Source organism: bacterium Unc6 (assembly GCA_013626165.1).
GTDB lineage: Bacteria > Omnitrophota > Gorgyraeia > Velesiimonadales > Velesiimonadaceae > Velesiimonas > Velesiimonas alkalicola.
This window is the reverse complement of sequence record NDHX01000021.1, coordinates 1-6,470: the sequence shown is the minus strand read 5'-3', so window position 1 is coordinate 6,470 and position 6,470 is coordinate 1. Positions and strand designations below refer to the sequence as shown.

The window sequence follows — 6,470 nt, the reverse complement described above, 5'->3', positions numbered from 1 at the left end:
TTCTGGCATGCGTCAAAGAAATCTTTTTTCTCTCTTTTCCTGCCCAAAATTCTGCTTATTATTTAAGAGCAAATTTTGGGCAGGTAGAACAAAGATTTGTTACCACCACTTGAATATATTACATAAATAATAATATTACATATATTACATATATAATTTATACAAGAATTTAACTTTTGCTTACGGTTCTGCTAAAATAGAAAGTGAAAAGAGGAGGTTCTGGAGTGTCAATCTGTAGCCATATCTTGAGGCCGGGACGCCTTACAGTATCCAACAGGATATACAATTTGCTCGGGCCGCCGATATGCTTGCCACGGTGGGAATTCAAGACCATGGTCTCTGGCGGTTGCCTGTGCGTGAAGAGGAGATGGTATGAACACCAACGAAGAAAGTATGTTGAAACTTTACGTGTCCCCTGAGGGCAACGATGCATGGTCCGGGCGGTTGCCGGAACCGAACGCGAAAAAAAACGATGGTCCTTTGGCGACATTGAACGGTATCCAAAGCATGCTTCACCTGATGAAGGCGGGAAGGAACTATGATTCGAATCGGTGGCAAACAGACGAATGTCTTTCGAAGCCGGTTGAGGTGTATCTGCGGGGGGGAGTCTATGCGATGAAGACTCCGCTGATATTGAGTGCTGAGGATTCCTGGCCGGTTACGTTCAAGCCTTACCGGAATGAGAAACCGGTAATCAGTGGCGGGGAACGCATTACCGGTTGGAAAACGACGACCATCAACCGCAAGACGGCATTATGGGTGGTTGATCTTCCGGAAGTGGCGGAAGGCAAGTGGTGTTTCCGGCAATTGTTCGTTAATGGACGCCGGGCGGAGCGGCCGCGCCTCCCTAAAAAAGGACTTTTTCGGATGAAAGAAGCTCTTGGCATGAAACTCCCCGCCGGATGGGGTGGCGGCGGTCAAACCCAGTTTATCTGTAACCCCGGTGAAGTGCGCCCGTTCCGCAATTTGACCGACGTGGAAGTGGTTTATCTCCATTTCTGGATTGAGGAGCGTTCGGGAATTGCGGCATTTGACCCGGACTCCAACCTGGTGACCATGCAGCGTCCGAGTTGGTCGGCGCTGGTGGGGTCATATAGCGGCCAACTGGCCGACTATTATCTGGACAATGTGTTTGAGGAATTGTCCGAACCCGGCGAGTGGTATTTGTCTCGTAAAGAGGGCCGGTTGTATTATCTGCCCCGCGGGGGCGAGACGCCAGGCAAGACGGAGATTATCGCCCCGCGATGTCTTCAATTACTGGCATTGGTGGGAAAACCGGAAGAGAATCAGTACGTTGAACACATCCGATTTGAAGGTATCCGGTTTGCCCATACCGATTGGCGCCACCCGGATCCGTCTGACAGGGCCACGTTCATAGGACCGGATGCGTCCCGGACCCCGCATAGCCGTCAGCACAACCGCGGGGTCAAAGCCAGTGCGGCTCAGGCAGCGTGTGATGTTCCAGGAGTCATTTATTTTGAGGGGGCCCGGTTCTGCGCGATTGAGCAGTGTGCCATTGAACACATTGGTTGGTACGGTGTTGAAATTGCGGATGCCTGCCATGGGATTCGCGTGGTTGGCAACACCATCCATGACATGGGAGCCGGCGGTGTCAAAATTAACGGTGCCGCGGCCTGCGATCCGGACGTTAAAATACGGCAGACCGGTCATCATCAGGTAACCGACAACGAGATTGCGCGCGGCGGCCGGATTTTTCACAGTGCGGTGGGGGTTCTCTCTATGAACGCCCATACCGTAGCGATCTGCCACAATCATATCCACGACCTGTTTTATTCCGGCATATCGTGCGGCTGGGAGTGGGGATACCAGGAAAATGTGAGCAGGGACAACCTGATTGCGTTCAACCACATTCATGATATCGGGCACAAACTGCTTTCCGATATGGGGGGAATCTACACGCTCGGAGTTCAGTCGGGAACGGTTTTGCGCAACAACTTAATCTATAACGTGTCATCAGCCCACTATGGTGGTTGGTGTATCTATCCTGATGAAGGTTCCAGTCATCTGCTTATCGAGAATAACGTCTGTTATGATGCGGACCGTCAGCCGTTCCATCAACATTACGGTCGCGAGAACATGGTTCGGAACAATATCTGGGCATTTGGCGGTGAAGCAGTGGCCATTTATACCCGGATTGAGCCGCATCGGGGATTCACATGGATACGCAATATCATGGTGAGTAGCGGGGAACCGTTCTTCCTTTCAAATCATACCGTGGAAAAAGAGGCCGGCCGCATTCATAGTGATTTAAACCTCTTCTATGCGGTTAAAAGAAGACCGTATTTTAAAGTTGGCGGGAAGAATCTGACGTTAAAGCAGTGGCAGGCCATGGGGCGGGACCTCCATTCAATCGTGGTAAACCCGAAATTCCGAAATCTCAACAAACGGGATTTCACGTTAGCGGCGGACTCGCCCGCTCTAAAACTGGGTTTCGTCCCGATTGACCTCTCTGAAGTTGGCCCGAGACCGGTAACGGGCAAAAATTAAAACCAAGCAATAATCTTCTCTAAAAAATAGTAACTATTGGGTCGGAATCTAGGGCAAATAGTCCATCATAAAGGGAATTATAGCGGGGCGATCAGACGATGCAAGCAAGGACCGCCTCACGCAGATATTCAGCGAACGCCTTTAAGAATTGCTAAGTGGTCTACTTCATAAATTGTGTTACGTATTTTATGCATAGACATTCGCCAAAGATTCAGTAGCGGATTGGAACATTACCGGTTGATATTGATCAATGATATGGTCACTAACAAGTTTAATTTTTTCTTTAAGGTCTTTACGAGTAAATTTCCAATTAAAGGGACGAGCAATCTCTTGATATCGGGTTTGAAAATCCAACAAGCGTTTTTCTACTCCTTGAAGGTTTGGAAAGTCATATGAAATGCTCTCGCTCTTTACTGGTCAAAACAATTTCAAACGGACTCTTTCTTGGCATAATATCCCCTTTCTTACAGGAAATATCCCAGAATTTCAGTTAAAAGTCAACAAATAATACGTAACATTAATTATGAAAATGCCTACTAAGGCACACAGTGGACTGTCTTTTTATCTTTTTTTCTCATGCTTTGTGCCTTCAGTCAACGCAGTTGACTGAGAATTTACGCTATTTTTTTAAAAACCTGCCTCTGTTCCTGTATCCAAGGTAAAACAGAAATAGGATAAGAAAGATAGAAACAACCTTTATCATATCTTCTACTTTATCAAGACCGCCTATTATAGCCTTATATCCTTCCTGCATCTGCCAGCCAACCATTGCAAGGATGACACTTCGAACAAGTATTCCAAAAAGAGAAAAGACATAAAACAAAACTATTTTTGTTCTTATAAAACCACACACGGCTGAAATTATGGATATGGGTACAACAGGAACTGCCCTTAATAAAAATATCATAACAGCATCAAATGCGCCACCGCCAAACTTTTTACTTATCTCCTCTATATCTTTCCATGAAAAACCTAAATACATTTTAAACTTTTCAATCAAAGCCCTTCCACCAAAGTATGCAATAAAATATACAAAACTTACACCCATTGTAGCGGCAACTGTATAGGGAAGCGCCACTTTTATAAATCCAATCCATAAAGCAGAAATAAAGTTTGCCTCCTCGGGAATAAGCAAAAACCCACCAACAGTTGCAATAAGAGGTGATGGAATCGGAGCAATTATTTGTTCTATAATCCCGCCGATAAATATTGCAACAGGCCCGTTCTTCTCTATGCTTGAAATTATAATGTTGGTAATCTCTTTTAGAAAGTGTGACATCTCTTTTCTCTATGTTTTTGGCTGTTGAAATTCTTAAGAAAGCAGGTTAAATTTTTCTAAACCAGTTCTTTTTTAAATAATCTATGTATAATTGACACATATCATCAGGAATATTCGCAGGTATATGATTGCCAACAGCAAATATAACTGCTTTACATTTTTTTGCTAATTTAAGCGTCTTGTCAATGTCTGCCTTTACTTTATCCCATTTTCCGAAAGTCATATCCCTGCAGTCAACCGAGCTTCCGACAAGGCAAACAGAATCTCCAAACCTTTCCACCATGAACTCAAAATCATTTACCGGCTCAAATATAAGCCCATCTGCTCCTGCTTTTACTACATCACCTGCAAATTCTATGAAATTTCCATCTGAACAAAATAAAACTTTTTTTCCTGCTTTATGCAATGGTTTCCACAGTTCTGCATATCGCGGGATGATTGCTTTTCTATAAAAGTCAGGATGTATAAAAGCGCCTGATGTCCATACAAAGTCATCGTGCTGTATAACAACCTCAACACTTGTTTCTGCCCATGCTTTCATATAATGAAGGGTAAACTTGAAAAATCTGTCAAGAACCTTTTCAAATTTATCCGCATCAGCAGCAGCCATTAAAAGCATATCCCACCCAAATGACTGTATTGCGCCTGAAATAATTGTTTTATAATAGCCGCCTGTCACAAGCTGATTGGAAAATTTTTCTCTTTTTTCCCTGTTTAACCGTTCATACTCGGTAACCTGTTCCTTAAAATCAGGCAGTCCGTATTCTTTAATCGGGTCAAAAGACCACACATCATCTTGTGTTTTAAATGGACATTCCTGTGCCTGTTTTTTATCACTACTATCATCAGCATAAACAGCATGCCCCATATCTGTTGCTCTACCTCTTTCAAGCCAGTTGCCATAAAGCCCGTCATCCGTGTTCCACAAAAAGTCGTATTCCCATGCGTCGTAAAATTTTTTCATTGCATCTGGATGGTCTTTTTCCAATCCGGTAATTTTTCTAATATATTCGTCATGATACTCCATGCTATAATCGGTATGCCCGAGCCTTTGCGCCGATTTTAAGTTGATAATATCTAATGCAATCTGCCTACTCATATTCTTTTTCTCCTATTCTGTTGTTGCAAGAGCAGAGGGCTCCAGAAGCAATCCTGTCATTGCGAACGAAGTGAAGCAATTTTATCCTTATACGGGATTACCACGCTCTTTTCAGTCGCTTGCAATGATTGTGCCTAAGTTATTTCAAAAATAATTCTATAACCGGAACTGTTACATCTGGTTTTCGGACAGGAAGAGTAAGCGTCAGAGTATTTTCATACTTTTTGCCCATCTGTTGTATGAACCAGGGATCCATATGCATCTTTATCTCTGATGCATCATTCAAAAATTGTGCATATTCTACCCTGCCTGCAAGCCCATCCAGGTGAAGATGAATAAATGGCCATGCAAATATGTGGACATAAAGTCTGTTTGTATCCGGATTATATGTAAATCTGCAATCCTGCGGAGCTTTAAGTTCCTCAGGTGCCTGTGTGCAGGCATATATTGACCTGTTATTATACTTCATCCATTTGCCAAATGCCTCAAGCCTGTTTAATGCTCTATGGTCAATATCGCCCCTTCCGGTAGGACCTACATTTAACAAAAGATTTCCGCCCTTGCTTACAGTATCTACAAGCATCTGTATAAGTTGTTCTTCTGATTTCCAGGTATATTCATCTCTGTGGTATCCCCATGAGCCTGAAAATGTCTGACAGGCTTCCCATACAACCGGAGTACCATTTACTTTTGGCCATTCTCTTGGCTGGTATTGTTCAGGCGTTTTTATATCCCATGCACCTTCTATGTCTGCCAAATCAAGCCTATCATCTAAAATAACATAAGGCTGAAGTTCCCTTACCATTTTTAGAAGTTTTTCACTGTCCCATTCTTTTCTTCCTTTACCAATCCAGTCTTTGGGCCTATTGGGGTCAGAGGGATAACTAAAATCAAACCACATAATATCAATCTTCCCAAACTGTGTTAAAAGTTCTCTTACCTGTCCATGTAGATACTCTATGTATTTTTTCTGATCTCTTTTCTGATTGAATTTATCCCTGTCAGGATAATTTCGCATAGAATGAAGTGAGTCTATAATAAAATCAGGGTGGTGCCAGTCTATAAGCGAATGATAAAAGCCAACCTTAAAACCATAATTTCTAAATGCTTCTACCATGGGCGTCAGAAGATCTTTTTTAGCGGGTGTATTTGGTGCTTTATAGTCTGTAAGTTTTGAATCCCATAAACAAAATCCTTCATGGTGTTTTGTTGTAATAACAAAGTATTTCATACCTGCGTTATACGCGGCCTTTGCCCACAGGTTGGGATCATACAGGTCAGGATCAAAATACTTAAAATAAACATCATACTTTTCATCCGGTATTTCTTCTTGGTGTTTCACCCACTCATGTCTTGCCGGAAGTGCATAAAGTCCCCAGTGGATAAACAATCCGAACCTATCTTGCACAAACCAACCTGTATCTCCTACTGTCTTTTTTGGTTTTATAACATCCATATTTCCTCCTGGTATAATCTTCACCCTAGACATCCTAGAGCGAATTGGTTAATAATATGTTAAAATGTTTTTGTGTTTAACATGTTCTTTTTTTTAGCAAGGATGACAGCCCGCAAACCTCCGTATGG

At 43.0% G+C, this 6,470-nt stretch carries 4 protein-coding genes; 1 reads left to right on the top strand and 3 read right to left on the bottom strand.

All coding sequences use genetic code 11. The annotated features are described in order from the left end of the window. The first annotated feature begins 372 nt into the window (after positions 1 to 372). The gene (locus B9J78_06755; GenBank protein ID MBA2124611.1) at positions 373 to 2,508 is read left to right on the top strand and encodes a hypothetical protein; all 2,136 of its coding nucleotides are present in this window, start codon (positions 373 to 375) and stop codon (positions 2,506 to 2,508) included. A 619-nt stretch (positions 2,509 to 3,127) separates the two neighbouring features. Here B9J78_06755 and B9J78_06750 read toward each other — a convergent pair. From B9J78_06750 to B9J78_06740, 3 genes are all read right to left on the bottom strand, one after another. Further along, entirely contained in the window at positions 3,128 to 3,787 is a 660-nt protein-coding gene (locus tag B9J78_06750) for a hypothetical protein (protein MBA2124610.1), read from the bottom strand. Positions 3,788 to 3,833: 46 nt separating this feature from the next. Continuing rightward, entirely contained in the window at positions 3,834 to 4,886 is a 1,053-nt protein-coding gene (locus tag B9J78_06745; GenBank protein ID MBA2124609.1) for a hypothetical protein, read from the bottom strand. 139 nt (positions 4,887 to 5,025) lie between these two features. Beyond that, a complete protein-coding gene (locus B9J78_06740; GenBank protein MBA2124608.1) occupies positions 5,026 to 6,375 on the bottom strand; it encodes an alpha-L-fucosidase in 1,350 nt (449 codons plus the stop codon). Between the last annotated feature and the right edge of the window lie 95 nt (positions 6,376 to 6,470).